The 26968-nt window shown below is 64.2% G+C and carries 20 protein-coding genes and 1 tRNA gene; 10 read left to right on the top strand and 11 right to left on the bottom strand.

Features of this window, described 5'->3' with window-relative positions; all coding sequences use genetic code 11:
- Positions 1-66: 66 nt before the first annotated feature.
- Positions 67-639: a 2-phosphosulfolactate phosphatase gene (locus tag D9V32_RS16345; protein ID WP_183086362.1), complete on the bottom strand. Its 573-nt coding sequence runs from the start codon at positions 637-639 to the stop codon at positions 67-69.
- Positions 640-727: 88 nt separating this feature from the next.
- Positions 728-1324, bottom strand: coding sequence for an EVE domain-containing protein (locus tag D9V32_RS16340; protein ID WP_183086361.1), 597 nt, complete (start codon positions 1322-1324; stop codon positions 728-730).
- Between the two features lie 65 nt (positions 1325-1389).
- Here D9V32_RS16340 and D9V32_RS15700 point away from each other — a divergent pair, with 65 nt between their 5' ends.
- Together D9V32_RS15700 and D9V32_RS15695 are read left to right on the top strand one after the other, a co-directional pair.
- A complete protein-coding gene (locus D9V32_RS15700; RefSeq protein WP_121649859.1) occupies positions 1390-1923 on the top strand; it encodes a hypothetical protein in 534 nt (177 codons plus the stop codon).
- Positions 1924-2179: 256 nt separating this feature from the next.
- Positions 2180-3844 (top strand): DEAD/DEAH box helicase, encoded by a 1665-nt coding sequence (locus D9V32_RS15695; protein WP_121649858.1) that lies wholly within the window; start codon positions 2180-2182, stop codon positions 3842-3844.
- An 84-nt stretch (positions 3845-3928) separates the two neighbouring features.
- Here D9V32_RS15695 and D9V32_RS15690 read toward each other — a convergent pair whose 3' ends face one another.
- Positions 3929-4501, bottom strand: coding sequence for an NUDIX hydrolase family protein (locus tag D9V32_RS15690; RefSeq protein WP_121649857.1), 573 nt, complete (start codon positions 4499-4501; stop codon positions 3929-3931).
- 184 nt (positions 4502-4685) lie between these two features.
- Here D9V32_RS15690 and D9V32_RS15685 point away from each other — a divergent pair, with 184 nt between their 5' ends.
- From D9V32_RS15685 to D9V32_RS15675, 3 genes are read left to right on the top strand one after another with little or no spacing between them, the layout of a single operon-like run.
- Entirely contained in the window at positions 4686-5327 is a 642-nt protein-coding gene (locus D9V32_RS15685) for an alpha/beta hydrolase (RefSeq protein ID WP_121649856.1), read from the top strand.
- Between the two features lie 4 nt (positions 5328-5331).
- Positions 5332-10293, top strand: a complete 4962-nt coding sequence (locus tag D9V32_RS15680) for an ATP-dependent helicase (RefSeq protein ID WP_121649855.1) — start codon at positions 5332-5334, stop codon at positions 10291-10293.
- 42 nt (positions 10294-10335) lie between these two features.
- Positions 10336-11112 (top strand): DNA-formamidopyrimidine glycosylase family protein, encoded by a 777-nt coding sequence (locus D9V32_RS15675; RefSeq protein ID WP_121649854.1) that lies wholly within the window; start codon positions 10336-10338, stop codon positions 11110-11112.
- A 15-nt stretch (positions 11113-11127) separates the two neighbouring features.
- Here D9V32_RS15675 and D9V32_RS15670 read toward each other — a convergent pair whose 3' ends face one another.
- Together D9V32_RS15670 and D9V32_RS15665 are read right to left on the bottom strand one after the other, a co-directional pair.
- Positions 11128-11337 (bottom strand): hypothetical protein, encoded by a 210-nt coding sequence (locus D9V32_RS15670; RefSeq protein ID WP_121649853.1) that lies wholly within the window; start codon positions 11335-11337, stop codon positions 11128-11130.
- A 116-nt stretch (positions 11338-11453) separates the two neighbouring features.
- Positions 11454-11936 carry a VOC family protein gene (locus D9V32_RS15665; RefSeq protein WP_121649852.1) on the bottom strand — a complete coding sequence of 161 codons (483 nt, stop codon included), beginning with the start codon at positions 11934-11936 and terminating at the stop codon, positions 11454-11456.
- Positions 11937-12034: 98 nt separating this feature from the next.
- Here D9V32_RS15665 and D9V32_RS15660 point away from each other — a divergent pair, with 98 nt between their 5' ends.
- The 3 genes from D9V32_RS15660 (at position 12035) to D9V32_RS15650 (ending at position 19581) form a co-directional block, all read left to right on the top strand.
- On the top strand, positions 12035-13027 hold the full coding sequence (locus tag D9V32_RS15660) for a helix-turn-helix transcriptional regulator (protein ID WP_121649851.1): 993 nt from the start codon (positions 12035-12037) through the stop codon (positions 13025-13027).
- 484 nt (positions 13028-13511) lie between these two features.
- Positions 13512-16040, top strand: coding sequence for a DEAD/DEAH box helicase family protein (locus D9V32_RS15655; RefSeq protein WP_121649850.1), 2529 nt, complete (start codon positions 13512-13514; stop codon positions 16038-16040).
- A 136-nt stretch (positions 16041-16176) separates the two neighbouring features.
- Entirely contained in the window at positions 16177-19581 is a 3405-nt protein-coding gene (locus D9V32_RS15650; protein ID WP_121649849.1) for an NACHT domain-containing protein, read from the top strand.
- A gap of 367 nt (positions 19582-19948) precedes the next feature.
- Here the strand turns inward: D9V32_RS15650 and D9V32_RS15645 are convergent, their stop codons facing one another.
- Positions 19949-20656 (bottom strand): DDE-type integrase/transposase/recombinase, encoded by a 708-nt coding sequence (locus tag D9V32_RS15645; protein ID WP_121649848.1) that lies wholly within the window; start codon positions 20654-20656, stop codon positions 19949-19951.
- A 173-nt stretch (positions 20657-20829) separates the two neighbouring features.
- On the opposite strand from D9V32_RS15645, the gene D9V32_RS15640 reads away from it, so the two are divergent.
- Positions 20830-21831 carry a DMT family transporter gene (locus D9V32_RS15640; RefSeq protein ID WP_245982369.1) on the top strand — a complete coding sequence of 334 codons (1002 nt, stop codon included), beginning with the start codon at positions 20830-20832 and terminating at the stop codon, positions 21829-21831.
- Here the strand turns inward: D9V32_RS15640 and D9V32_RS15635 are convergent.
- Positions 21810-21899: transfer RNA gene (locus D9V32_RS15635), tRNA-Ser, on the bottom strand. The genes D9V32_RS15640 and D9V32_RS15635 overlap by 22 nt on opposite strands.
- Before the next feature lie 151 nt (positions 21900-22050).
- Between D9V32_RS15635 and radA the strand changes: the two genes are divergently transcribed.
- On the top strand, positions 22051-23406 hold the full coding sequence (gene radA, locus D9V32_RS15630; RefSeq protein WP_121649846.1) for a DNA repair protein RadA: 1356 nt from the start codon (positions 22051-22053) through the stop codon (positions 23404-23406).
- A 47-nt stretch (positions 23407-23453) separates the two neighbouring features.
- Here the strand turns inward: radA and D9V32_RS15625 are convergent, their stop codons facing one another.
- The 4 genes from D9V32_RS15625 to D9V32_RS15610 all read right to left on the bottom strand — a co-directional run.
- Positions 23454-23849: an SseB family protein gene (locus D9V32_RS15625; protein WP_121649845.1), complete on the bottom strand. Its 396-nt coding sequence runs from the start codon at positions 23847-23849 to the stop codon at positions 23454-23456.
- A 21-nt stretch (positions 23850-23870) separates the two neighbouring features.
- Positions 23871-24497, bottom strand: a complete 627-nt coding sequence (locus tag D9V32_RS15620) for a hypothetical protein (protein ID WP_121649844.1) — start codon at positions 24495-24497, stop codon at positions 23871-23873.
- Between the two features lie 69 nt (positions 24498-24566).
- The gene (locus D9V32_RS15615) at positions 24567-25097 is read right to left on the bottom strand and encodes an amino-acid N-acetyltransferase (protein ID WP_121649843.1); all 531 of its coding nucleotides are present in this window, start codon (positions 25095-25097) and stop codon (positions 24567-24569) included.
- Between the two features lie 105 nt (positions 25098-25202).
- Positions 25203-26968: ATP-dependent Clp protease ATP-binding subunit (locus D9V32_RS15610; protein ID WP_147440511.1), on the bottom strand; the 1766-nt coding region annotated here is incomplete at its 5' end.

The following is a 26968-nucleotide window of genomic DNA, read 5'->3' as shown; positions in this document are numbered from 1 at the left end:
GGCGATTACAGCTAGGGCTCGCCAAACGGCCAAGGCTCAGCCCTGCTCGGCGGCCGAGGCTCGGCGCTATTCGGCGAGCGCGGCCGTTTCGATCGGGGATTCGCGCAGCACCACGACCTCGCTCTGGCTGTCGATCTGCGAGGCTGCCTTGACCGGTTCGATGCTGAGCTTGCGACGCACGTTCTGCCCCACGACCGAGGCGGTGAACAGGTGCCCGCTGGCCTGGCGCAGGCCCGCATACGCGGCCCCGGCCACGGCGGCCTCGGGTGAGGTGAAGTCGATGCCGCGATCGGCGAGGGCCTCGATGATGGCACCGGCGGCGAGGAGGTCGTGGCTTGCAAAGCCGTCTTCGAAGCCGGCGGCGACGAGCGCAATGCTCAGGCGGCGGCCGAGCTCTACCTGGCGGCGAAGGATCCAGTCGGCCACGGCCGAACGGGTGGTCAGCGCACCGAGGATGATGGCGCTGGTGGGGGCCACATCGTCGAGGCTCGGCAGGGACCCCGCCTCGGGCAGGGCGTCGACCCAGACGATGATGTCGGCGTCGGCGAGGCGACGCAGCCCGGCCGATCCGAAGTCGAAGCGCACCTGGTAGCGCGCCTGGGCGGGGGCGAAGGTTTCGGGAAGGCTGGAGTCGGGCACGGTAACAGTGTAATCGGCACGGACCGCACGCACGGGTTGGTTGTCATTATTACCGTCATACTCGCGTACGCGTCGGGTAATGCGCGCGCTACTCCGGGTCTGTGCTCCACCTGGGGAGTGCGCCGCCCGGGGTACCGGCGGGTTCACCCTCGTGATCCTCCTGCCAGCGCAGCAGTCCGGCACCGGGGGCGATCGTGGTTTCATCGGCACCGGGCCCCGCGGCCGCGATTCCGCGTGGGCGCTCATCGGGCAGCGGCGGCCCCATCTCGGCGCGCAGGATGCGGAAGTCGTGGGCGGAGATTTCGATGAGGCCGCGGCGCAGGGGTTTTGCCCAGTCCCAGCCGGCGCTGAGATCGAGGACGTCGCGAAGAACTCGGAGCGGCACGGTATCGGCATCGGGCTCCCAGAGCACCGCGCGCTGCCACGGGCGCAGGCGCTCACCCGGCGGGGTGGTGGTGTCGACCCGGCGCACGTCGGCGGCGGTGAGCCGGCCGATCGCGGTAAAGGCGCGCAGTGGTTCCTCATCGGCGGGGCGGGCGCGCGGGCTGTAGAGCACCAGGCCGTCGGCCTCCCCGAGGTCGGCGAGCTCGCGGCGCAGGCCCGGCGATACGGCGAATACCCCGTGATGCTTGCACCACGCGGCCTGCTGCCCGGTAACCACCCCGAGCCAGTATCGGATCGCCATAGCTTCTTTTTACCGTATTGCCGCGGCCCCTGGCATCTCCCGCACGGAACGACCAGACTGGGGACATGTACGTGCAGCTGAAGTTCGCGATGGATACCCCCGCCGATGCCGCCTGGCGCGCCCTGCGCTCGGTCGCGGTGGTGCGCGAGCTGTACTCCCCGCTGGTGGATGTCCGCCCGATCGGCGGCTTCATTCCGGATGGCGGCGGCACCCCCATCGAGCTGGAAAACCTCGAGGCCATCGCCACGATGTGGGAGCCGGGTTCGGTGGAGTGCCGCTCACGCCTGTTTGGCGTTGTGCCGCTCGGCCGGCAGGTCATTCGGGTGGGCTTCGCCACCGCCGAGGAGGGCCGCACCAATCTCTTTATCGACACCGGTGGTGCCACCGCGGGCCCGCTGGCCCTGCTCTCGGGCTGGCGGCACCGGATGGCAGTTTCGCCCCTGCCCGGGGACCCGACTCGCACCCTCTGGCGCGATCGCGTCGAATTCCACGGCCCGATGGCACCCCTCTACTGGCCGGTGCTGTGGGCGCTCTGGCAGTGGCGTGGCCGCAAGATCCGCGCGCTGGCTCCGGGCTGGGCGGAGCGCGCGGAAGACTAGCCCGACCGGGGTGGAAACTCCCGTATTCAGCGGTATTTCAGGATGCACGCTAGAATAGGGGCACTTGCGAATTATTTCCGGCCTACGGGTCCCGAATCTCGCTTGCGTCGTAGAACGCTCCCTCTCTCGTCGGCCCCGCCGATTCGATGACACTTCATACGGCGAACGGATGCGCACACCTGCGCCTTCGCCACCCCTGCCCCGAAGCTCGGCTTTGCCGCTGCCCGCGGGGACGTGATGCCCGAAAGGCACCAGCATGTCAGAAACCACTTTCGCCTCACTCGGCGTTCCCGCTCCGCTCGTTAAGGTCCTCGCGGCCGATGGCAAGGAGAACGCCTTCCCGATTCAGGTTGATACCCTCGCCGATACCCTCGGCGGGCGCGATGTCCTTGGTCGCGGAAAGACCGGCTCGGGCAAGACCCTCGCCTTCTCCATCCCGCTCGTTGCCCGTCTGGCCACCGAGCTGGCCGGCGGTAACCGTCGCCCCGGTCGCCCGCTGGGTCTCGTCCTGGCCCCGACCCGCGAGCTGGCCACCCAGATCGCTGCGGTCATCAACCCGCTGGCCGAGGCTTACGGCCTGAAGACCACCACCATCTTCGGTGGCATCAACCAGACCCGTCAGGTCAACGCCCTGAACGCCGGCGTCGACATCGTGGTGGCCTGCCCCGGCCGACTCGAAGACCTCATGAAGCAGGGCCACGTGCGCCTGGATGCCGTGGAGATCACCGTCATCGACGAGGCCGACCACATGGCCGACCTCGGCTTCCTCCCCGTCGTGACCCGCCTGCTCTCCGCCACCCCGGAGAACGGTCAGCGTCTGCTGTTCTCGGCCACCCTGGACAACGGTGTGGACAAGCTCGTGCGCCGCTTCCTGCACAACGAGGTTCTGCACTCGGTGGACGAGGCCACCTCGCACGTTGCCGCGATGACCCACCACGTCTTCTCGATCAACTCGCTCGAGGGCAAGAAGGATCTCATCACCACCCTGGCCAGCGGTCAGAGCAAGCGCATCCTGTTCACCCGCACCAAGCACCAGGCCAAGAAGCTGGCCAAGCAGCTCACCTCGCAGGGCATCCCCGCGGTGGACCTGCACGGAAACCTCTCGCAGCCGCAGCGTGACCGCAACCTGGCTGCATTCGGATCGACCGGTCCCGAGGGCGTACGCGTCCTGGTTGCCACCGACGTCGCTGCCCGCGGTGTGCACGTGGACGGCGTCGAGCTCGTTGTGCACGTTGACCCGCCCATGGAGCACAAGGCATACCTGCACCGTTCGGGCCGTACCGCTCGTGCGGGCACCGAGGGTGACGTCGTGACCATCTGCCTGCCCAGCCAGACCGATGACCTCAAGAAGATCATGAAGAAGGCCGCGATCACCGTGGACTTCCAGCAGGTCGACGCCGACTCCGCCGCCGTGACCGAGCTCGTGGGCCCGGTTGCCGCATTCGTGAAGCCGGCCCCGCTGGCCCCCGTGCAGCAGCAGGGTGGCGGCGGCCAGAGCCAGGGTGCAAACGCCCTGCGTAAGCGCGCGATCCGTGAGGGTCGCGGCGACCGTCCCGGTGGCGGTCAGCGCAAGGCTCAGCAGGGCGGCGGCCAGCGTTCCGAGGGTGGCCGTGGCGGCCAGCGCTCGGAGGGCGGTCGCGGTCAGGGCGGCCAGCGCACCGAGGGTGGACGCGGTCAGGGCGGCCAGGGCGGCCAGCGCGCCGGTCAGGGTGCCGGTAACGGCGGCCGTGGCCAGGGCGGCGGCGCACAGCGCAGCGGTCAGGGCGGTGCCGGTCAGGCTCGTCGTGGCGAGTCCGGCGGCGGCCGCGGCGGCAACACCCGCGGCGGCTCCTCGGCCATGTACTCCACCAGCTCGGACGGCGGCAACTCGCGCGGCCGCGGCAACGGCCCGCGTCGCGCCTCCGCACCCAGCGGCTACTAGTCAGCAGCGGCTTCGGCCGTAAACACAGGGGCGGGCCCCATCCGAATTCGTTCGGATGGGGCCCGCCTTTTTGTCTGCGTAGCTCTAGCGCAGGGCTCCAACCGAAGCCAGGGCCGCGCGCAGCAGGGTGCCGCGGCCGCCCTCCATCTCGGCGGCGAGCGCGTCGCTCGAAGCTTCTTCAGGGGTGAGCCAGGTGATTTCGAGGGCGTCCTGGCGGGGCTCGCAGGTGCCGGTGACCGGCACCACATAGGCGAGGGACACCGCGTGCTGACGCTCATCGGTGAAGGCCGAGACACCGGGCAGCGGGAAGTACTCGGCCACGTGGAACGGCACCGGGGAGGCGGGCAGCAGGGGGAAGGCCATCGGGCCGAGGTCCTTTTCCAGGTGGCGGAAGAGAGACTCACGCAGGGTCTCGCCGTAGAGCACCCGGCCCGAAACGATGGTGCGGGTGATCGCGCCCAGGGCGGTACCACGCAGCAGAATGCCGACCTCGGTGACCCGGCCCAGGCCATCCTGGCGCACGGGAATAGCCTCCACATACAGCAGCGGCAGACGGTGGCGGATCTCCTCCAGCTCAACGTCGCTCAGCCAGCCCGGGTTGACCGGACGGCTCGGCTCGTCGGGCAGGGGCTCGGGATCGGGGGTGCGTACGCTCATGCTTCATTCTTACAAGATTCGCCTGGGTAAGCGAGCACAGGACGCACAAAGGGTTGCGCCCAGGGCGAGCGCCGTCGGCCCAACCGCTTCGCCCGCACCCCCCAAAGCGAGCGGATGTCGGACGAAGCGCCTAACCTGGGAGGAGAACCCGTGTGGCAGCCGCCCCGCCCCAAAGGAGCCCCTGATGTCCGTCCCCGAGATCTCCCCCGACGCCGTCCTCTGGTCCGTGCCCGAGTCCGAGCGCGCCGGCCGCCCGCTGCTGCTCCTCCTGCACGGCTACGGATCCAACGAGGCCGACCTCTTCGGGCTCGTGCCGCACCTGCCGGAGGCCCCGGTGATCGCCTCGCTGCGCGCACCGCTCACCGCACCCTGGCCGATCGACGGCTGGTCCTGGTTCCCGCTCGCGGTGCCCGGTGCACCGGACCCCGCCGGGCTCGATGCCTCGGCAGATGCAGTCATGAGCTGGCTCGATTCGCTGCCCTTCACCCCCACCAGCGTGGCCGCAGGCGGGTTCTCCCAGGGTGGCGCCATGTCGATCCACCTGCTGCGCCGCGCCCCCGAGCGCTTCGCATTTGCCGCGAACCTCGCCGGGTTTGTGGTGGCCGGCGAGCAGCCGGGAGACGCCGTTTTGAAGGAGAACCGCCCGCCGGTGTTCTGGGGCCGTGGCAGCGTCGACACCGTGATCAGCGAGGAGGCGGTCGTCCGCACCACCGACTGGCTCCCGGATCACTCCACGCTCTCGGGCCGCATCTACGAGGGGCTCGACCACTCGATCTCCGCCCAGGAACTCGCCGACTTCCGCGCGTTCCTCGACCGGCAGTACTAGGGCCGTGGCCCGCGCGGCACTCGCCGGGTTTGGCCCGGCCACTCGGACGTGGTTCACCGAGTCGTTTGCCGCGCCCACGGCCGCCCAGGCGGGTGCGTGGAAGGCCATCTCCGGGGGCGATAACACTCTGGTGATCGCACCCACCGGTTCGGGAAAGACGCTGTCGGCGTTCCTCTGGGCTCTCGATCGCCTGGCCACCACCGAACCGCCCGAAACCTCCACGCGGGTGCTCTATATTTCGCCACTCAAGGCCCTCGGCGTAGACGTTGAGCGCAACCTCCGGGCACCCCTCAGCGGCATCCGTCGCACCGCCGAGCGCGAGGGCATCGTCGTGCGCGACATCCGCGTGGGGGTGCGCTCGGGCGATACTCCGGCCGCCGAGCGCCGTGCGCTGATCAAGAATCCGCCGGACATCCTGATCACCACCCCCGAGTCGCTGTTCCTCATGCTCACGAGCTCAGCGCGCGAAACCCTGCGCGGCGTCGATACCGTGATCATCGATGAGATCCACGCGGTGGCCGCGACCAAGCGCGGCGCGCACCTCGCGCTGAGCCTCGAACGCCTCGACGCCCTGGTGTCCGAACCCGTGCAGCGCATCGGGCTCTCCGCAACCGTGCGGCCCGAGGCCGAGGTGGCCCGCTTCCTCGGGGGTTCCGCCCCGGTCAGCATCGTCAAGCCGGTCTCGCAAAAGAAGTTTGACCTGCGCGTGATCGTGCCCGTCCCGGACATGACGGACCTCCCGCGGTACTCGGTTTCGGAGGGCCCGACGGAACACGGGCGCCTCAAGACCGAGGACGACGGATTCATCGATCTGACGGCCGATCCGGATTCGAGTGCCGAGCCCGCCGAGGTGGATCGCCCCGGTTCGATCTGGCCCTTCATCGAGGAGTCGGTGATCGAGCGCGTTCTCGCCCACCGCTCCACCATCGTTTTTGTGAACTCGCGCCGCCTGGCCGAGCGCCTCACCGCACAGCTCAACGAGCAGTACGCGGCGATTATGGGCTCCGCCACCCCGCCTGCCGATACGCTGCTTCCGCCCGCGCAGCTCGTGGGCGGCAGCGGGCAGACAAACGGCGTCGATCCCGAAGCCCCGATCCTCGCCCGCGCGCACCACGGCTCGGTGGCCAAGGCGCAGCGAGCCGAGATTGAGGACGACCTCAAAACCGGCCGGCTGCGCTGCGTGGTTGCCACGTCCAGCCTCGAGCTGGGTATCGACATGGGCGAAGTTGACCTCGTCATCCAGATTGAGTCGCCGCCCTCTGTGGCCGCCGGGCTCCAGCGTGTGGGCCGTGCCGGACACCAGGTGGGCGAGGTGTCGCGCGGTTTCCTGTACCCCAAACACCGCTCCGATCTGCTCTCCAGTGCGGTGTCGGCAGAACGGATGCTTGCCGGGGAGATCGAGCAGATGCGGGTGCCGAGCAATCCGCTCGATATCCTCGCGCAGCAAACCGTGGCCGTGTGTGCCCTGGAGCCCATCGCGGTGGAAGACTGGTTTGAGTCCGTGCGGCGCAGCGCCCCCTTCGCGACCCTCCCGCGGGCGGCGTTTGATGCGGTGCTTGACCTGGTGTCCGGCCGCTATCCGAGTGACGAGTTTGCCGAGCTGCGCCCGCGCGTGGTGTGGGACCGCGAGGACGGCGTGCTCACCGGGCGTCCGGGTGCGCAGCGGCTCGCGGTGATCGCCGGCGGCACGATCCCCGATCGCGGTCTCTTCGGCGTCTACCTCGTGGGTGACGGCGAGGGCGGCACCGGTTCCCGGGTGGGCGAGCTCGACGAGGAGATGGTCTACGAATCGCGCGTGGGCGACGTCTTTGCACTCGGCACCACGAGTTGGAAGATTCGCGAGATCACACACGACCGCGTCATCGTCACGCCCGCCCCCGGCCAACCCGGCCGGTTACCATTCTGGCGCGGTGATGGCCTCGGCCGTCCTGCGGCGCTCGGGAAGGCGCTCGGTGCGTTTGCCCGCGAGGTGGCCGCCCTTGCCCCCGAACCCGCCCAGACCCGGCTGAGTGCCGCGGGGCTCGACCAGTTCGCGATCGACAACCTGCGCGCCTACCTCCAGGCACAGAAGGAGGCCACCGGCACGCTCCCCACCGATCGCACCCTCGTGGTCGAGCGCACCCGCGATGAGCTGGGCGACTGGCGAATCGTGCTGCACTCCCCCTACGGCATGCAGGTGCACGCGCCCTGGGCGCTGGCCGTGGGCGCGCGCCTCCAGGAGCGCCTGGGCGTCAATGGCTCCCCGGTCGCGAGCGATGACGGCATCATCCTGCGCCTGCCCGATGCTGAGGCCGAACCGCCCGGTGCCGACCTCTTCCTGTTTGATCCGGCCGAGCTCGAGGAGATCATCACCGCCGAAGTGGGTTCCTCGGCGCTGTTTGCCTCGCGCTTCCGCGAGAGCGCCGCCCGCGCCCTGCTCCTGCCCAACTACAACCCGGGCAAGCGTGCGCCGCTCTGGCAGCAGCGGCAGCGCTCGGCGCAGCTGCTCGATGTGGCCCGCAACTATCCGACGTTCCCCATCTTGCTGGAGGCCGTGCGCGAGTGTCTGCAGGACGTCTACGACGTGCCCGCGCTGATCGACCTCGCGAAGCGGCTCGAATCCCGCTCGGTACGCATCGCCGAAACCGAGACCGAATCGGCGAGCCCGTATGCGGCCTCGCTGCTGTTTGGCTACGTGGGCGCGTTTATGTACGAGGGGGATTCCCCGTTGGCCGAGCGTCGCGCGGCCGCGCTGAGCCTCGACCCCCAGCTGCTCGCCGAGCTGCTGGGACGCGTGGAGATGCGCGAACTCCTCGATCCGGATGTGCTTGCCCAGACCGAGGCCGAGCTGCAGCGGCTCGATCCCGATCGCCGGCTGCGCGGGCTTGAGGGCACCGCCGATCTGCTGCGCCTCCTCGGGCCCCTGCGTGCCGAGGAGGTGGCCGAGCGGTTGCGTCCGCTGGAGGTCGCGTCGGCGCGCGTGGAGGCCGATGATGCGGACGCGGTGATTCCGGAAACCATCCCCACCGTCTCGCTCGCCGAGGCCGAGGGATACCTCAGTGAGCTGGAGCGCACCCGCCGCGCGCTCCCGGTGCCGCTGCGGGGTGTGGTGCACTGGATCGCCATCGAGGATGCCGCCCGCGTCCGCGATGGGCTCGGGGTGCCCCTGCCGCCGGGTGTCCCCGCGGCGTTCGCCGAGTCGGTGCCCGACCCCCTGGGCGACCTCATTGGCCGCTATGCGCGCGCTCACGGTCCGTTCCGGGCGGGCGCGGTGGCCGACCGCTTCGCCCTGGGCATCGCGGTGGTCACCCACACGCTCGGTCGCCTGGCTGATGCGCGCCGGCTGGTGCGCGGGGAGTTCCTGCCCGAGGTGACGATCGAGCTCGAGGATCCCGCCCGCGCCGCCGAGTGGTGCGACTCCGAGGTGCTGCGTCGCCTCCGTCTGCGCTCGCTCGCGGCCCTGCGGCAGGAGGTCGAGCCGGTGTCTCCGGCAACCTTCGCCCGGTTCCTCGATGACTGGCACGGCCTCGGCGGCGATCTCCACGGCATCGATGGTGTGCTGAGTGTGGTGGATCAGCTCGCCGGACTCTATCTCCCGGCCTCCGCCTGGGAAACCCTGATCCTGCCGCTGCGCGTGCGCGACTATACGCCCGCGCTGCTCGACCGGCTGACCGCGAGCGGCGAGGTGATCTGGTCCGGCATGGGCGCACTCGGCGCCCGCGACGGCTGGGTCGCGCTGCACCCCGCGGATCTTGCGCCCTACACGCTGGCCGCAACGCCCGCGGAGCTCGATCACGGCCCCGAGCATGCGGCCGTGCTGGACGTCCTCGCGGGCGGCGGCGCGTTCTTCTTCGCCCAGCTGCAGCAGGCGCTGCCCGAGATGTCTGCCGCGCGCCTGGATGACGTGCTCTGGGAGCTCGTCTGGGCGGGCCTCGTGGCCGGAGACACCCTCGCACCGCTGCGCGGATTTACCGCCGGACGCGGTGCGCACAAGGGAGCAGCACCGGCCCCGCGGGCACGTCTCAATCGCTCGCGACTGTCTCGGGCGCGCTCGCTCGGAGGGGCGGTCCCGATGAACGGTGCCGGTGCCTACGGGGTGCCCGGGGGTGCCGCGCGGGCGCTCGATTCTCGCGCGCTTGATTCGCGGGGGCCGGTGTCGTTTATGGATGAGTCCGGCGACGATACGATCGGCCCCGCGGAGGTACCCGCCGCCGCGGCCCCGCGGCAGCCCGTGCTGCCTCGGCGCGCGACCTACGGGGTGCCGCGGGAGGGCGCGCCGCCGCACCTGTCCGGTCGGTGGTCGCTGCTTCCCGCACCGATCGTTGATCCCACCGTGCGCGGGGCTGCGGATGCCGAGCTCCTTCTGGAACGCTACGGCGTGCTCACCCGCGGTTCGGTCATGGCCGAGGGTGCGGCGGGCGGGTTTGCGCTGGCCTACCGGGTGCTCGCCGAGATGGAGTCCGCGGGGCGTGTGCGTCGCGGCTACTTTATCGACGGTCTCGGCGGTGCACAGTTCGCGCAGGCGTCGAGTGTGGATCGTCTGCGGCGGGCGATCCTGCCCGATCCGAACCCCGCGCCACCGCGCGTGCGCACCCTTGCCGCGACCGATCCGGCCAACCCGTTTGGGGCGGCGCTGCCCTGGCCCGCGGCCGGCGCGGAGAGCCCGTGGCCCACGCCCGATGCCGTCCCGACCGGGCATCGACCCGGGCGTAAGGCCGGCGGCCTGGTCACTCTGGTGGATGGCGAGCTGGTGCTGTATCTCGAGCGGGGCGGGAAGTCTCTGCTCACGTTCACCACCGATCCCGAGCGTTTTGGTTTGGCCGCCGCCTCGCTGGTGGCGCTGGTGCGTGCGGGGCACGTGGATAAGCTCGCGATCGAGCGGCTCAATGGCGGCCAGGTGCACGCGAGCCCGGGCGCACTGCTGCTGCGCGCCGCGGGCTTCTCGGATACCCCCAAGGGGCTGCGTATTCGGCGAGGAATCGCATGAGTGTGACCGCTGTTTTCCCTGATCTTCGAGTGGGAGGGCCCCATGCCTGAGGGCGATACCCTGTTTCGCGCCGCCCGCAATCTCGATGCGGCCCTCGCCGGGCAGATCGTGACCGGCTGGGATCTCCGGATTCCCGAGTTTGCGACGAGCGATCTCACGGGGGCCCGGATCGAATCGGTTGCGGCCCGCGGCAAGCACCTGCTCATGCGCGTGGGTGACTTCACGCTGCACACGCACCTGCGGATGGAGGGATCCTGGCACCTGTATCGTCCGGGGTCGACCTGGCGTCGCCCGGCGTTTCAGGCGCGGGCGGTCATCACCACGGCCGAGTATCAGGCAGTGGGGTTTGATCTGGGGTTTGTGAAGCTGTATCCGCGCAGCCGCGAGGCCACCGAGCTGGCGTTTCTGGGCCCGGATCCACTGGCTGCCGACTGGGATGCCGCCGAGGCCGTGGCCCGGCTGGCCTCGGAGCCGTCGCGGGAAATTCACGTAGCCCTCATGGATCAGCGCAATATTGCGGGGCTCGGCAATGAGTACGTGAACGAGATCTGCTTCCTGCGCGGTGTGCTGCCCACCCGCCCGGTGGCGGAGGTGGCCCTGGAGCCACTGGTGGATCTCTCGGCGCGGCTCATCCGTGCCAATCGCGATCGGCCGGGCCGGATCACCACCGGGATCAATCGTCCGGGGCAGACCGACTGGGTGTTTGGCCGCGGGCAGAAGCCGTGCCGCCGCTGCGGCTCGCTGATCCTGACCGGGCGTCTGGGTACCGACCCCACCCAGGAGCGGGACACCTACTGGTGCCCGAGCTGCCAGACCTAGCGGTTGCGGCTACGGCTACGGACAGACCGGGATCTCAGGTTGCTGGAGGCTTCCGCCCGGCCGGTGGAGGCGATCGGTCTGTTCGAGGTTGTGCCACGGGGTACCCACCATCAGCGTGACCCCGACCACGATGCCGAGGGCTGAACCCACCAGCAGGATGACGTCCACGACGGCGCGCTTGCGCTCCCGAAATGACTCGGATCGTGCCTCCCTGCGCGGACTCATGTTGGTACCCTCGCAAAATCAAACCTGGAGGGTCCACCCCTTTGGCCGAAAGTGCACGCTTCGGTAGCGGGTCCGAAGCCCGCAGCGCGCGGTTGCACGCGCCGCGGGCCGGTGCGCTATTCGGCCGGGTAGGTGGCCGCGACGTCGAGGATCCAGGTCACGCCGAACGAGTCGGTGAGCATGCCGAATCCGGGGCTCCAGGCGGAGGCCGCGAGCGGTTCCACGATGGTGGCACCGGACGAGAGGCGCTCCCAGTAGGCGGTGATCTCGTTGAGGGTTTCGCCGCGGACGGAGACGAAGAAGGGCTGGGTGGTCAGGGTGGCACCGTTTTCGCGGCGAGTGGTGCCGGTCTGGGCGGTGGCGTCGTTCTGGCCGGGGGCGTAGTTCTGACCTGGGACGTCGTAGGCCATGACGCGGAATCCGCCCGCGGTCTCGACCTGGCCGAAGACGACGCCGGCGGAGCCTGGGGCCTCGGCGGGCATGCCGAAGTCGGCGTAGGTTGCGATGGTGGCCTCGCCACCGAAGACGGTGGCGTAGAACTCGAGCGCATCGCGCGCATTGCCGTGGAAGTTGAGGTGGGTGGTGGTCGTGATGGTCATGTCCGCTCCTTGGATGGCTGCCCGGGAGGTTCCCGGTACTCCCACTCTCTCGAACGTCTAGGACAGCTTTGGTCCTAGACCCCGCCTAGGATCAAGATATGACAACGGCCACCTCGCGACTGCTCACCCTGCTGTCCCTGCTGCAAACGCGGCGGGACTGGCCGGGGGCACTCCTCGCCAAGCGCCTGGAGATCAGCCATCGCACCGTGCGCCGAGACATCGAGCGGCTGCGCGAGATGGGGTACCGCATCGACGCCACGATGGGCCCGGATGGCGGTTACCGGCTCGATGCGGGACACGAGCTTCCCCCGCTCCTGTTCGACGACGATCAGGTGGTCGCCCTCGCGCTCGCCCTCCAGTCAGCGAGCGTGACCGGGGTGGGTATTGAGGAGGCTGCCCTGCGCGCGCTCACCACGGTGCGCCAGGTGATGCCCTCCCGGCTGCGGCACCGCCTCAGCACGCTGGAGGTCACCGCGCTGCCCGCGGGGCCGGGTGAGGCCTCCTCTCGTGCGGTAAGCCCGGCTGTACTGCTCGCCCTCTCGGCGGCCATCCGAGCGAGCGAGGTCCTGCGTTTTGACTACACCGCGCGCGATACCGAGATGCCTTCTCCGGAGGTTGCCGCGGAAGCTCTCCCGCGCCGGGTGGAGCCGCACCACCTCGTGACGGTCCGCGGCCGCTGGTACCTGATCGCCTGGGATCTCGAACGCGACGACTGGCGCTTCTTCCGGGCCGAACGGATCATCCCGCGCATCCCGACCGGCCCCCGGTTCACCCCGCGGGAGGTTCCCGGAGGCGACGTCTCGGCGTACGTATCGGCACGGTTCAAGGGCTCCGAGCGGGAGAACGTCTGGCCGTGCGTCGGAACCGTGATCCTCGCGCTCCCCGCGCGCGACGTACGCCCGTTTGTGGGCGACGGCACCCTCACGAACCTCGGGCCGGATCGCTGCCGTTTGGAGGCGGGCTCGTGGTCCTGGGTCTCGCTCGCCGCGGCCCTCTGCCGCTTCGGCTGCGCCATCGAGGTGGAGGGGCCTCCCGAGCTGCGCGAGGCGTTCGCGACGCTGGCGGCGCGCACGGCGGCCGCGGCACGCTAGGGAACTACACTTATGGCGGCTGTCCGTCCGAGCGGATCAACTTCAGCGGATGGTCGAGAGCCCGCTCTCGCCTCGATCCAAACAAAAACAGCCGCACTGGTGGTCACGGCACCTGAGCTAGGCGTTCTGAAGGGGTGATTACGTTCGCCATTTCGAAGTCTTACAGACCCAGGTTTGCGATAAGTCGCGAGCGTATTAAAGAGAAGTCCGTAATTGGTTCCGCCAGCCATATGCCCGGCACCAAGATAGTCGTGTGCTTGAGTCCGAAACACCATCCTTGGTCAGCAGGTTTGATTCTGATGCCTGAACATGTCCGAGAGGTACCTTCGTCAGCCATTAGCTATTTATCGCAGGCCGGCGTTTGACTCTGATCGTGCCATACCCGTTAACGGCCGAAACTAGCAATAGGCTGTACAAAACCCAGCAGGCGTCAAGTGTCATGCCCGTGACTGATCGTAAAGATGTGCAATAGGAAGGTGAAGCCATGGCAATCCGATGGGATGAGATCGACCCTAGCAAAGGGGCTAAACTCACTCGTCCACGCGAGATTTATGCGTCGCTACAAGGACGGAAGTGGCCTCGGCTACGACCTGAACAAAATGAAGTTCTAGAGAAGTGGTATGAACGGCGTCACGAGTCAGATCTTGTACTGAAACAAAACACGGGTGGTGGGAAGACTCTGACTGGACTTCTCGTTGCGCAGTCAAGTTTGCACGAAGGTATCGGCCCCGCGGTTTTCCTGGTTCCGGACCAATTTCTGATCAAACAAGTCATGAGGGAAGCAGCTGAAGCGCAGATCCCTGCGACGGACGATATGAAAGACGAGTCCTTTCGATCATCACAGGCTGTACTTGTCACGACCTTCCACAAACTTCTTAATGGCCAGAGTGCATTTGGGGTTCGCGGAGTTAAGAAAGTAATACCCCTTGGGGTAGTGATCGTTGACGATGCTCACGCAGCTTTGGCTGCGACTACCGATCTATTCAGTTCGTTCATTCCGAGGTCCGCAGGAGCTTTCAATTCACTTCTCGACTTGTACGCTTCCGATCTACGTGCACAGAGTCCTAAAACCTTCGCTGAAATAAAGGCAAATGAACACTCAGCTCCACTGCGAGTACCGCCCAAAGCTGTACTCGACCGGGCTGAAGAAATGATGCAAATCATCCAACCGTTTGCCAAGGATTCCAGCATCCAGTCACTCTACTTCTCGTGGCCATATGTTGCTGACCTACTCAAATTGTCAATTGTGACTTTCACATCTCGCGGTATAGAAATCAAAACTCCATGTCCAGATATCTCGGTGACGCCCGCATTTCGCGGAGCCAATCGCAGAGTGTATCTGACTGCAACATTGGCAGATGAAGGTGTGCTCGTCACAGAACTTGATGCCGACCCAAAAGCAGTTAGCGAGCCGATTACCCCGAACCAAGCTTCCGATCTTGGAGACCGCATAATCCTTGCACCGTTGTCTATCAACCCGCGTCTACCAGTGGAAGCAATCTACAAGATGGCACGGAACTTCGCAGACGGTGACCGTGACGGCGATGGTGTGGCGGAAGCTCAACCAGTAAACGTAGTCGTACTCGTTCCCGGCGGGTACAAGGCGGATCTGTGGCAGGACGTCGCTGACATCACCCTCTATGTGAATGACATGCACCACTATGTTGAACGGATGAAAGCTGGTGAGCATCTCGGGGTCGTTGTGCTAGTCAATAAGTATGATGGTGTCGATCTACCCGGAGACGCCTGTCGACTACTCATCGTTGATGGAGTTCCAACACCGCTCACTCCGCATGATCAGCGAGCCGCAGCCGCGCTGACGAGATCGATGCATTTTAGAGGACTAGAAGTGCAAAAGATTGAACAGGGAATGGGTCGAGGTGTTCGCGACGTCGAAGATCATTGCGCAGTACTGGTCCTGACGCGCGAAGCAGCTCTCACGCTCCGTGATCCGCAACTGCGCCAGTTCTACTCCCCTGGTACCCGTGCTCAAATTGAACTGAGCCTCCAGCTCGCTGATCAGATTCAGGGCGAAGGCATCACTGTAATGACTGCTCTTCTGAACATGTTTCTCGAACGCGACCCTAATTGGGTCAACAAGAGCCTTGCCGCTACCGCCGATGTGACCTATGAACAAGGAAAGGAAGTGACAGAAGTTGCTGTTGGGCGACGCAAGGCATTCAACTTTGCAATCTCTGGCGACGTCCCAGGGGCAGTTGATGCCCTTCGCACTGCTATTGATTCCGTAAATGGCGAGCAAGAGAAGGGATGGTATCTCGAAGAGCTTGCAAGTTATCAACAGCTCGTCAATCCAACCGATTCACAGCGCACGCTTTCTGCTGCTAAGAAACTGAATTTCAGCGTATTATTACCGTCGATTCCTCCAAAATACAAGCAATTGTCAGCGCCCCTCATCCAAGGGCGTGCTGCCACATCTCATCTAGCTCAGTATCAAGATGCTCGTCAGATGGAGCTTTCTGTATCCGCTATTTTTGACAACATCGTCTGGGGAGTCGAGCAGGCTGCCGACCTCGCTGAAGAGCAATTCAGGCTCCTCGGGCTCCATCTTGGCTTAGGTTCGACTCGACCGGAAAGGGAAATAAATGATGGAGGGCCTGACAATCTTTGGGCCTTGACCGATCGGAACTACGCAGTGATTGAGTTAAAGACCGGGACCAGCCGATCAGATCCAAAGATCATCAAAGATGATGCCAAACAGTTGGCACATTCCTCCCTCACATGGTTCGAGGATCGTTATCCCGGTGATTACAAGGTGACTCCTGTACTCGTTCATCCTTCCATCGATCTCGCTCCCCAGGCGCACGTTCCTCCGGGGACGCGTGTCATCACAGAACGCCATCTAGCGGCATTGCGACAGGACGTCGAAGCCTTTGTCCAGGAACTCTGCGATACAGATACTTGGAGAGACGAATCATCCGTGACCGCAGCGCTGAGCCGTCACAAGCTGTCCTCCCATCAAGTAATCGCGAGCCACAGCAAGCTAATTCGCTAGTTGAGCCCACGATCTCAGCGTGCAGCAATGTTCATTGAGGTATGTGAAGCAAATTGGGCGAAGTAAAGTTGCTCGCGGTCTTCGGCTACCGTTAAGCACCGAAGGACACAAATTCTTTTGAACTCTAAGGAGCGGGATGAGTATCTCCGTCACCACACGCAAGAGTCTATGGGCCCGATCACACAATGAATGCGCATATCCCACCTGTTTGCAAGAACTCACGATTGACGGTGAGGGCTCAGAGTTAGGTAGGGCCGGAGCGAGGATCATTGGAGAAGAAGCTCATATTCGAGGTCAAAGCGCTGAGGGGCCACGCTATGACCCCGACTACGCGGCTGTTGACGGACTAGAGAACCTCATGCTGATGTGCCCAACGCATCACAGCATCATAGATGCCAAGGCCGGTGCAGATTACTCTGTGGAGACACTTCTTCGGATGAAAGCTGACCATGAGCAACAACAACATCAGCGTGCAAAATTGCAGAGTGCGTTGAACGCTTATCTCGGGGACCGCTTTGCATCCGAAAATACCGTTCAGTTTCAACAGGCCGAGTTGCGAGGCCCCACCATCGAATCTATGTTTGTCGACGTACCAGTGGGGAGCCAACGCGATGGTTCCCCACTTGCGCGACTCTTGGAGCAGATCTCGAAGGAGGCCCCTGGCGACACCAATGAAATCGAAAGATCGACAGGCTACGTAGTCACTGGTGCGACGCAAGCTCTATTACATTCAGAATGGGCTGGCAACGCGATTCTGGTTGGGGGCCCCGGGCAGGGAAAATCCACCCTATTGCAATATATTTGCCAGTTTCATCGTGCCCGGCGTCTTAATGAAACCACATATTCTGCTGGGCAGTCTGTGCCGAGTCACTCCGAATCGACCGTACGATTCCCAATTCGAATCGACCTGCGCAGGTATGCACAATGGGCGAGACAATCGACTTCAGACAAGAAACAAAAAAAACTCCGAAATGCAGAGCATGGTGACAGTGGTTGGTTAAACCTCGAAAACTACCTGGTCGACCACATTGCCAGCCGCATTGGCCTACACAGTTTTTCGGCAAAAGATCTTGTAGTTCTCCTGGCTACCGAACCTGTACTGCTTGCGCTTGATGGGCTTGATGAGGTTGCGAATCTTGAGACGCGCGCACGTGTAGTTGAGGAAATCATTCGTATGCATGGAAGGCTAAAGGCCGATGCAGCAGATCTTGTAATACTTGTTGCGACTCGCCCAGGGTCGTCTTTACGTCCACTGACTTCATCAGGGGCGTTCCCTGTTCTTCACTTGCAACGGCTCACTGAAGGTTTGAGGCTACAATACCTCAGACAATGGGTTGAAGTTGCGCAAATCTCACCCGAGGCTGCGAGCAGGTTACAATCCACCTTCATGGATAGTCAGCATGTGCCGCACATAAATGAACTCGCGTCATACCCGATGCAACTGGCAATCTTGTTGCACCTACTTCAGAGACGTCAGATGCTTCCCCAGCAGCGCACTGAACTATACGGCGAGTATCTGAAAACCTTCCTAGACCGAGAACAGACTGAAGATAAGGAGCCTCTCCTCAAAGCTCAGAGACGAGTAGTCGAAGATACTCATGCGTATCTAGGGTGGTATCTCCAGTCGAAAGCAGAAGAGGGCCGCAGCGCGGGCTCAATAACGCGCCGTGAGCTCCGAGATCTTCTACGAAACTACCTCGCCGGCCAGCCAGAAGAACAACAACTCGCTGATGATCTGTACTCCGCGCTCACAGATCGGGTGCTTTGTCTGGTGGAGCGCGAAGACGCATTCGAGTTTGAAGTGCAATCCCTGCGTGAGTACTTCGCCGCATTGCACCTTTACGATAATCTCTCGCCGAGAGGTGAGGGGAACTCACGCGATGACGGTCTCAACGCTCTTTTGGAAAGACCATACTGGGCCAACACTTGCAGGTTTTTTATTGGAATGCTTGCTAAGGGTGAGATACGCGCGTTAATCGGTAACTTTTTCACAGTCGATAAGAAGGTGGCACCCCGCCCTCTGCTCCGATCGATGGCAGCGACCCTTCTCAACGATCGTGTTTACGACGGCCTAACCAACACCGAAATTCAAGAAGTAGTCGACTTCGTATTTGAGGGACCAGGCATAATCCTGGCAGAGGATGGAGCGATCGATTCGGCGAGTGGCCCGCTTCGGTTTGGAGAACGGGCCGGCCGGGCGCAGGCGATTACTCACCTCAAACTTCGACTTGAGAATAATAAGGACGTCGAGGTGCGACGGGCGGCAGCTGCGAGCCTGTTGGCTCATTCAAACCCGTCAGACAACATCACGAGTTGGTGGTGGGAGAAATACGAGCCGACAGCAAATTGGTTCGATGTTGCTGCACGACTTCGCGCATTTACGGCACTCCGCGGAGAGCGAATCTCAAAGCTTAGAGCAGCCATAAAGACTCACGACGAGCCAAATCAGTGGACTGCTGAACTACTACTTTTAGGAGGTTACTCAGGGTCCGACGTGGACACTACTGAACTCATAAGGGGAGATCTTAATGAGGGCTGCTTTATCAGCGCCAGAGGATCTGACACCGAATTGACGTCTCTAATTCAAAGTGCAAACACCGTATTGTCTGATAATCAGATGCCCCCCCAGGAATCGGATATCGGGCCGAGGTCTCCCTTCGCAATCTTAGCTTCAGAAGTTGCAGGCTCCATTCCAACGGTCACAGCTGCGTCATCCTCAACTGAGTGGGAACAGTATCTGGGAAGCATCGCAAAGGTCTGGGGCAAAGGATGGATTCTTGGCAGGGCGGTTGCCAAGGCTCCCAAGTCAATTGATTTATCAATCGTGTCTGTACACGCGTCCTCTCCTGAACTCAAGGAGGCGGCAAGTGTCGAAGCAAGCTATCGTGAGCACCGAAATGACCCTGGTTGGTGGGCTGTTCAACTCTCAGTGAGCGAAGGGCCCGATCTCATGTTATGCATCATCTCCGTCCTGGAAAAAGCATCGACGGCTACGATCATGTCCGTTGCGTCCGGATTTAACGACGCCGCGCATAAACTCACCCCAAAGCAATTTCGTGCGATCGAAAGTGCGCTGCGACAAGACGGATCTTCACTTAGGGTGCCCACTCTAGATCTACAGGACGCATTCCGTTTACATCGGGTGGAGTTCTCAGGCCGCGCACTCTGGCTGATTTGGCAACTCGCAAGTGAGGCAACGCGAAGTCGCATGCCTTCATACCTGGAGGCCGAGCTTTCAGACCTGTTTCTCGCGGGCCCAAGTGATGGACGCCCCGTCGTATTGGCAGCCCACACCACGCGGAAACTGAAAGTTGAAAGCTTCCGGAATGCGCGGCGTTCGCTTCCTGGTGAAGGGTGGGCTGATCCCTCGCAGATAACATCCATGACGATCAAGGTCGCGACGTGCGTTCTTGAATCGCCGGGGATGTGGCCAGCCGAGCTGGTCCTGGCAGCGATAGAGCGATTGAGTATGCAAGCTGCCTCGCGAGTGCCGTCACTAGCAGCCATTGCCGCGAAACATCGATGGTTTTACAGCGGATAAGCTCCCTGTCTTTCATGCTCGCAGATAGCAAGGTGAGGTTTTTTGCCCGACCAGGCAGGCGGGTTGAGCCAATTCTTAGCTCGTTGCCACACACAGGAGAAGCTCAGGTATCAGGAGGGTAACTATTTCAACACTCAGTTTTTGCAAAAACAGCAATCGAAACTGCAATAGTGGTGGTGGCCTGTAATCTCGCCCGCACGAGGCATGGAAGCGACAACACCGATCGGGACGGGGCCTGTGATGTTTGTAAAAACCCATCCAGGCCCACAAGCCTGTTCGGATGCTCCTCCAGTCACATATATTCACTCTTTTCGCGTTTATCCTCTGGTTGAATGAGGCTGTTGCGCGTTTAAGTGACAGTTCTTAGTCACGCAGCGAGTGTAGTCGTGGTGTTCATGATGGTCTCGCACTCGATTGGTGTCAAACAGCCCAGGCGGGCCTGCCCGTGGCGTCGGTGGGAGGTCTTCTGTTCGATCCACGTCACCATCGCCTCGCGGCAGACCCGGGGACGCCGGTTGAGGATGTCCTTCCGGAGCAGGCTAAAAAACGATTTCATCGCTGCGTTGTCGGCCGCAGCACCGACTCTGGCCATCGATCCGACCATCTCGTGACGGTTGATCATGCCGACGAAGCGGCGCGACCGGAACTGCGGTCCTCGGTCGCTGTGAACCACGCACCCGCTCACATCACCGTGCCTGGTGCCTGCACTGTTGAGCGCGTCGACAGCGACCGAGGGCCGCATCCGATCGCTGATCGAGTACCCCACGATTCGGCGCGCGTAGACGTCTTTGGCGGCGCAGCGGTAAAGATTGCCCTCGGCGGTCCAGTGCTCGGAGATGTCAGGCAACCAGAGCTCGTTCGAGCTTGAGACGGTGAACTCGCGCAACACAAGATATTTGTGCACAGGCGGCCCGGCCTTCTTCCCCGCAGCACGGGCCTCGTCGGCGAGAAACCGGTGTCCGAACTCCTGGTCATCCTGATGTGCGTCGAACAGCGCATTCGTGCGGACCGCATACACGGCTTCTAACACCGTCACAGGGTTACGTAACCACAGGTGATTGGGGGTGACGCGCAAGCTTCGACACCCGACAAGATACCACCACTGGGATCCCGCCGGGGGCGAGGTCGCTCACCCCGGGCTTAGCGCCGTCGTAGACATCCGCGGACCGCAACCACTTCGGCAACGTCATCGGGTGAAAGGCAGGTCGTCGCAAGCCTGCATTGTCCGTTTTCCGCCAGCACCGATGTATGAATGTCACCGATCATGAAACCATGGCTGAAGGTTCTGAACGATCGGCGGGGTCACGCCGCACACTGACTCAATACGTATTGCTTGCTCTGGTGTGGGGGTCGAGCTTCTTCCTCGTCGGCATCGGGTTACAGGACCTCGCGCCAACGCAGGTGGTGCTAGCTCGTTTGGCAATCGGTGCGGTAGCGCTCGCGCTCGTCTGCTTCGTCAGCCGTCAACGACTTCCGCGAGGCGGGCGCATCTGGGCACACCTCTTCGTCGTGGCGATGCTGCTGTGCGTTGTGCCGTTCCTGCTGTTCGCGTGGGCACAGCAACACGTTCCATCGAGCGTAGCGAGCATCATCAACGCGACGACGCCCCTCATGACCATGGGCGTCGCGTTACTGGCGCTGCCGTCCGAGCGGCCGGACCGCTGGAAAGTGGGTGGGCTTGGCCTGGGGTTCATCGGCATTCTGTTCGTTCTCGATCCCCTGGGTGGATTCGACGGCGAAACCGGCCCGCTCGGTTACATCGCGTGCCTCGGAGCGACGCTGAGCTACGGAATTGCCTTCGTATACATGCGGCGGTTCGTCTCTCCTCGAGGCCTCACCGCGATCCCCGTCGCGACCGCGCAGGTGGGTCTGGCTGCCATCGTTATGGTGGTGCTCAGCCCCGTCATCGCCAACCAACCGTTCACCATCTCCCCGGCAGGGGCGGCATCGATGCTCGTTCTCGGCGCGTTCGGCACCGGTCTGGCCTACGTCTGGAACGCCAGCATCGTTGCCAACTGGGGCGCGACCGCCGCCTCCACGGTCACCTATATCGCGCCCGTTGTTGGGATCGCCCTCGGGGTACTGGCTCTTGGCGAAAGCCTCGCCTGGTATCAGCCGGTGGGTGCAATCGTGGTTGTGCTCGGGATCCTCGTCGGCCAAGGCCGCGTGCCCTGGGCGGGACTCGGAGCCCAAAGCAAAACCCCCTCTCCGAGGAGAGGGGGTTTTTATGGCGGTGACGGCGGGATTTGAACCCGCGGTAGGGGTGAACCTACACAACATTTCGAGTGTTGCACCTTCGGCCGCTCGGACACGTCACCGAGAAAGAGTCTACGATATCCGCTTCCCGGGCGCGAATCGAGGCCGCTTTTGGGCGCGTTCGGCGTGTCGAGCCCTCGGGTGCGGGGCAAGTTTTGAGGCGGGTTGGGGCGCAATCCGTGCGGGGTCGGGGGTGGCGGGTACGCTGAGGTTATGGCCAAGATCACCTCCGCATACGTCTGCACCGAGTGCGGTTGGCATGCCGCGAAGTGGGTAGGTCGTTGCGGCGAGTGTCAGCAGTGGGGCACCGTGCAGGAGGTCGGCGCTCAGCCGGGTGCCTCGCGGGTGCAGGCGGCCAACGTCTCGGCAGAGCGCAGTGCGCGGCCCATCACCACCATTACCGAGAATGCGCTGACGCACTGGCCCAGCGGCATCGGTGAGCTCGATCGTGTGCTCGGCGGCGGTATCGTCCCCGGGGCGGCCATTCTGCTCTCCGGCGAGCCCGGGGTGGGTAAGTCCACGCTGCTGCTCGAGGTGGCCGCGCGAGTGGCCCGCTCGGGGGCGCGCGTGCTGTACGTCAGCGCCGAGGAGTCGGTGGGGCAGGTGTCGCTGCGGGCGCGGCGCACCGGGGCCCTCGTCGACACCCTGTACATCGCCAGCGAAACCGACCTCGGTGTGCTCCTGGGGCAGGTGGAGTCCATCGATCCCCAGCTCCTCATCGTCGACTCCGTCCAGACGGTATCGAGCGATCAGTCAGACGGCCTGGCCGGCCAGCCCGCGCAGGTGCGCGAGGTCGCCCAGACCCTCGTGCGCCTCGCCAAGGAGCGCAACCTTCCCGTCCTCATCGTGGGCCACGTCACGAAGGACGGCACCATCGCCGGTCCGCGCCTACTGGAGCACCTGGTCGACGTCGTCTGCCACTTCGAGGGAGACCGCCAAACCGCGCTGCGCTTCGTGCGCGCACTCAAGAACCGCTTCGGGCCCACCGACGAAGTTGGCTGCTTCGAGATGGCCGGAGACGGCATCGCCGAGGTCCCCGACCCCAGCGCCCTCTTCATCAGCCGCGGCACGCCCGTCTCCGGCACCTGCGTAACCGTCGCCATGGAGGGCCGCCGGCCGCTCCCCGTGGAGGTTCAGGCGCTCGTCGCGTCCTCCTCCGCCCCCAATCCGCGCCGCGTCACCAACGGGGTCGACAGCTCCCGCGTCTCCATGCTCCTCGCCGTACTGGAGCGCCGCGCGGGCCTCAAACTCTCCGATAAGGACGTCTACGTCTCCACCGTCGGCGGCGTCCGCCTCACCGAACCCGGCGCCGACCTCGCGATCGCCATCGCCATCGCCTCCGCCGTCAAAGACTTCGCCGTGCCCCACACCTTCGCCGCCATCGGTGAAATCTCCCTCGCCGGGGAAATTCGCCCCGTGGTCTCCGCCCGCCAGCGCCGCACCGAAGCCGAACGCCTCGGCTACGCCAGCATCGTCGACCACGAATCCGAGGGCATCCAGGAAGCCCTCCGCCAGGCACGAAAATCAGCCGCGACCACCCGAGAAAAAGAACTCGACGCCGCGTTCTAGCGCCCACCTCGTGTCAGCGGTAATGCGCAGGGTGCCCCTCGCGGGAACTAGATATCCAGCACCCGCATGATCTCGGACGCCGGTGCCTGCAACGGATGCGGCCCCGCAATATCAAAGAAAACCGTATCGATCTCCGCACCGTGGGTGCGCAGGAAATCATGCAGCCACAGGCCCCTGTGCAGCGCCACAAACGGCGGCAGGGCATCCGGCTTATTCTTCGCATCCGAGAACAGCAGCAGCGCCACCTTCCCGGTATCCGGCGCACGATACAGCCACACATCCGCCGACTGATCGGCCGTGGGCTTGTCCCCCGTGCGCGGCTTCATCAGCGGCACCACAAAACTGTGATTGCGCAGCGCAAACGCCACCTTCGCCATGTCCTGCTCGGCCAACGCCTCAGCAAGCTGCTCGGAACGGAAAGACGGCTGCTTCTTTTTTGCCATACCCCTATTGTCCCAGGGTTCCTACTCCAGCACGAACCGCTTCGCGTTCGCGCTCTTATTGCCGTCGATACTCACCGACAGCTGATACGTCGCGCCGCCGCCCGGCACCGCATCCCGCGCGCCATCACAGGTTTCCGCCGACGAACGCGTGCGATCCCACGAAATCGCCTCCGCCGATGTCACCGTCTGGCCGGAATCAATCTTCGACATCTGATCGCTCGGCTCCACCTGGCAGTCGGTCGACGTCCACACCCGATCATCGCCGGCCGAAATCGTAAACGACTGCTTCGCCGTCCCCGCATTGATCAGGCACGCATCGCTCCCGGTATTGGTGATCGACATCTTCAGCTGCGGCTTCTCCCCCGCCGCATAGCTGCCCTTATCGGTGATCGCGCTCACCACGATCTGCTTCGCCTCGCACTTCGGCGTCGCCGCATCCCCCGTCGGTGTCACCGACGGCGACGGCTCACTCGACGAGCTCGTGATCGGCGTCACCTGCGGCTTCGGACGCTCCGACGTCGACCCCGGCTGCACGATCAACAGCACAACCACCGCAATGGCCGCCACCAGCCCCAACAGCACCAGGAGCCGCCGCCGCGCATAAACCTTCTTCGACGGACGACCGGAACCGGGGGGCGAAACACTCATAATCCCAGACTAGCCGGGCGATCCCCCACCACCGGCAGCAGCGCCGAGTCGGGTGACAATATGCGGCTGTTATCCAGCAGCGTTGAGACGCTTCAGCATGCGCGTGTTCCCCAGGGTGTTGGGCTTCACCCGGGCGAGGTCCAGGAACTCCGCCACACCCTCATCGGGCGAGCGCACCAGCTCGGCATATACCTCGGCGTCCACGAGGCGCTCCTCAATGGCCTCAAACCCGTGACGGGTGAAAAACCCGGTCTCAAACGTCAGGCAGAACAGTCGGGTGAGGCCGAGCTCTCGCGCCTGCGCTTCCAGGCGGTCGATGATGAGGTGACCCACCCCCGCGCCGCGCAGATCATCGGACACCGCGAGGGTACGGATCTCCCCCAGGTCCTCCCACATGACGTGCAGCGCACCGGCCCCCACCAGGGTTCCGGTGGCATCCTCGGCCACCACAAACTCCTGCACCGCCTCGTAGAACACCACGCGCTCCTTACCGAGCAGGATGCGTCGCTCCACGAGCGGCTGAATCAGGGCCATGATGCCCGGGACATCCCGGGTACGAGCGCGACGGATGGTGATGTCGGAGGCGGTCGAAGCTGTCATCTTCTCAGCGTATCCCTCCCCGCTCAAAACCTGCACACCCGGGTATCCAGACACACAGAACCGGCCCACCCCGTGACGGGATGGGCCGGTTCTGTGTGCCGTGGGCTACTCGCCCGAGGCCAGGAGGTCCGGGGTGGCCGGGCCGGTGCTGATCGCGGGGGCCGCGTTGGTCAGCGAGGCATCGAGGGCGTTTGCCTGGCGCGAGGTGGTGAACACGAACTTGTTGTCCGCGACGTCCACGTGGATGTGGTCGCCCGCACCCAGCTCACCGTGCAGGATGCGCTCGGAGAGCTGGTCCTCGATGTGCTGCTGCATCGCGCGACGCAGCGGCCGGGCACCGAGGCTCGGGTCGAAGCCGATGTCGATCAGCTTCTCCTTTGCGGCCTGGGTCAGCTCGATGGTCATATCGCGGTCCATCAGGCGGTCGCGCAGGCGGCCGATGAAGAGGTCCACGATCTGGAGCAGTTCGGGCTTGTTCAGCTGCGGGAACACGATCACGTCATCAACACGGTTCAGGAACTCGGGCTTGAAGTGGTTCTTCAGCTCCTCACTCACCTTGCCCTTCATGATGTCGTAGGTCGCGGCGGAGTCGCCCGAGGCCTGGAAACCAACCGGACCACCGGCGATGCCCTTCGAACCGAGGTTCGTGGTCATGATGATGACGGTGTTCTTGAAGTCGATCTCGCGACCCTGACCATCGGTCAACCGGCCCTCTTCCAGAATCTGGAGCAGGGAGTTGAAGATATCCGGGTGAGCCTTCTCGATCTCGTCGAACAGCACGACGCTGAACGGCTTACGACGCACCTTCTCGGTCAGCTGGCCGCCCTCTTCGAATCCAACAAATCCGGGGGGAGCACCGAACAGACGCGAGACGGTGTGCTTTTCACCGTACTCGGACATGTCGAGCGAGATCATGGCGTTCTCGTCGTCAAACAGGAACTCGGCGAGGGCCTTGGCCAGCTCGGTCTTACCGACACCGGTGGGGCCGGCGAAGATGAACGAACCGGAGGGACGCTTGGGGTCCTTCAGCCCGGCGCGGGTACGACGGATCGTCCGCGAGAGCGCACTGATCGCCTCGTTCTGGCCAATCACCCGCTCGTGCAGGGCCTTCTCCATGAAGATCAGACGTGCCGACTCCTCCTCCGTGAGCTTGAACACCGGGATACCGGTGGCCTGAGCGAGCACCTCGGCGATCAGACCCTCGTCGACCGTAGCCTCGGTGGTCACCTCGCCCGAACGCCACTTCTTCTCGAGGCGCAGACGCTCGCCGAGGAGGTTCTTCTCCTCGTCGCGCAGCGATGCGGCCTTCTCGAAGTCCTGGCCCTCGATGGCGTCTTCCTTGCGGGTACGCACGTCGTTGATCTTCTCGTCGAACTCGAGCAGCTCGGGCGGGCTCGACAGCAGCGAGAGGCGCAGGCGTGCGCCGGCCTCGTCGAGCAGATCGATGGCCTTGTCCGGCAGGAAGCGGTCGGAGATGTAGCGGTCAGCCAGGTTGGCGGCCGCGACGATGGCACCGTCGGTGATGGACACCTTGTGGTGGGCCTCGTAGCGGTCGCGCAGACCCTTCAGGATGTTGATGGTGTGGGCCAGCGAGGGCTCACCCACCTGAATCTGCTGGAAGCGGCGCTCGAGGGCGGCGTCCTTCTCGAAGTGCTTGCGGTACTCGTCCAGGGTGGTGGCACCGATGGTCTGCAGCTCACCACGCGCGAGCAGCGGCTTCAGGATGTTCGCGGCGTCAATCGCACCCTCGGCGGCACCGGCACCCACCAGGGTGTGGATCTCATCGATGAAGATGATGATGTCGCCGCGGTTGCGGATCTCCTTGGTGACCTTCTTCAGGCGCTCCTCGAAGTCACCGCGGTAGCGGCTAC

The organism is Mycetocola tolaasinivorans (assembly GCF_003667565.1).
GTDB lineage: Bacteria > Actinomycetota > Actinomycetes > Actinomycetales > Microbacteriaceae > Mycetocola > Mycetocola tolaasinivorans.
This window is presented reverse-complemented; position numbering and strand designations above follow the sequence as displayed.